The 1,697-nt window shown below is 38.4% G+C and carries 2 protein-coding genes; both read right to left on the minus strand.

What is annotated here, in order from left to right:
• Window positions 1-399, minus strand: a 399-nt coding sequence (locus GC098_RS25815; protein ID WP_216625425.1) for a hypothetical protein, incomplete at its 3' end; no start/stop codon positions are given.
• Window positions 400-1,281: 882 nt separating this feature from the next.
• Window positions 1,282-1,697: ATP-binding cassette domain-containing protein (locus GC098_RS25820; RefSeq protein WP_171646081.1), on the minus strand; the 416-nt coding region annotated here is incomplete at its 5' end.

A 1,697-nucleotide genomic window follows, 5' to 3' on the forward strand; every position in this document is an offset into this window, starting at 1 on the left:
GCTTACATAAACAACTTCCGCCAAATCAACCAAGGATAGATCTTTCTGATAATTTCCTTCAATGTAAGCCTTTACAATATGTGAAATGGAATTCGTTGATGATCGAAGGTGATGTTCAGTGATTCTGAAAAGCAAAATAAGTAGCGTTTGAAGCAAGGAAGCGATAAGATCTAAAAATCCGACTCCAGTTGCGGTCGCTTCTATATGAATATCAGAAAAAAAACGGTTGATTTTGATAAAATCTTCCCCAATTCTGAGAATTGGCTGCAAGTGAGGTTCAAACAAAAGTCCTTGCGGCAAACCTGAAATATGTAATCCATCAATTGAAATTAAAACGCCTCGAATACATATTTCCGTTGTTGCTCGTATGCGATACTCAGAGGATGGATGAATGACCAATATGTCCCTCTCGCTGATCGATAGCAACTGCTCCCCGTTGTAAACTTCCCCGCGCCCCTCTTGAAGTAAAAAGATAGAAGTGTACGGATTGGCAAAAAAATGATACTCGTCTAAGTGATTGCAACGTACCAGAGCAGTTGATATGAAGCGGGGTGCATTTAAAAATATAACTGTCATATTGACCGCAAGAAAGTAGTACAAATACACAATATTGAAGTACTGAAATGTTTCATTAGATTCCTCCTCCAAAACTTGTTCAGAAACGATCATATATTCTCGTACTAAGAAAAGAAACAATAAAAAATATAGATAACTATAATTTCTTCATAAACCTCAACTCGATAAAAGCTACTTTCTCTAAAAACAACGAATTTAAAGCTAAAACGACAATCGTTATTGGTGCCAAAAAAGCAAATGGCTGGGCAGGCGTATTGTCCTGTCCAACCATCTGCACGTTTAGCTCTATTAGTAAAGCGCACAACATGCCGTAAGCATGCCCGAACTTAATTTTTTTAATGATAACTCAGAGTCAAAAGCGAAAATTCACATTGTTTCTCGTCAACATTATCCATATTACAAATTGTGCATTTATTTTTATCCAAATTAATTTGTTCCAGGATCTTAACAATGTCGAGTGTAATTATTCCATCCATAGTCGTACCCTCTTTCACTGAATTGCATCCATCGTCTGGTAGTTAAACGTTTTCAAATGATGCGATAAATCCCCTCCTATTTTCTTTCTGACTAACTCCATCCTTCTGTCTTTCAATATTAATTCTAATTTTTACTGTTATTGATAACAATCAACTATATTGCTGAGTTACTACATAATATTGGGGGATTAGGTCCAAAGGAGGATATTTGTAAGATGAATACGAAACTTTACATGCAGAAGCTCTTTACCGACTGATGCAATTCTTCCAACCGATGCGTGATATATACGATACCGATGCCTTCTTTTCTAAAAAGACGGAGCAGGCCGAATAAGCCCTCTCTTTCCAAAACGGTCAAACCCGTTGTCGGTTCATCCATAATTATGATTCGTGTACGCTTGGATACAGCCTTTGCAATAGCAACAGCATGCTGCTCGCTCAGTGACAGCCGGCGAACCGGAGTCGTCGGCTGATGAAAGACCCCAAGCGTTTTCATTAAGTGCTTGGCATCTTTATTCATTTTCCGGCGATTGACTAAAAATCCGAGCAGCCTCGGTTCTGATCCGAGGAAAATATTTTCAGCAATACTCAAATCTTGAATGAGGACGGGATCCTGATAAATCATCGACACACCAAATCGCTGAG

Origin of the sequence: Paenibacillus phytorum (assembly GCF_013141715.1) — a bacterium.
Classification (GTDB): Bacteria; Bacillota; Bacilli; order Paenibacillales; family NBRC-103111; genus Paenibacillus_E; species Paenibacillus_E phytorum.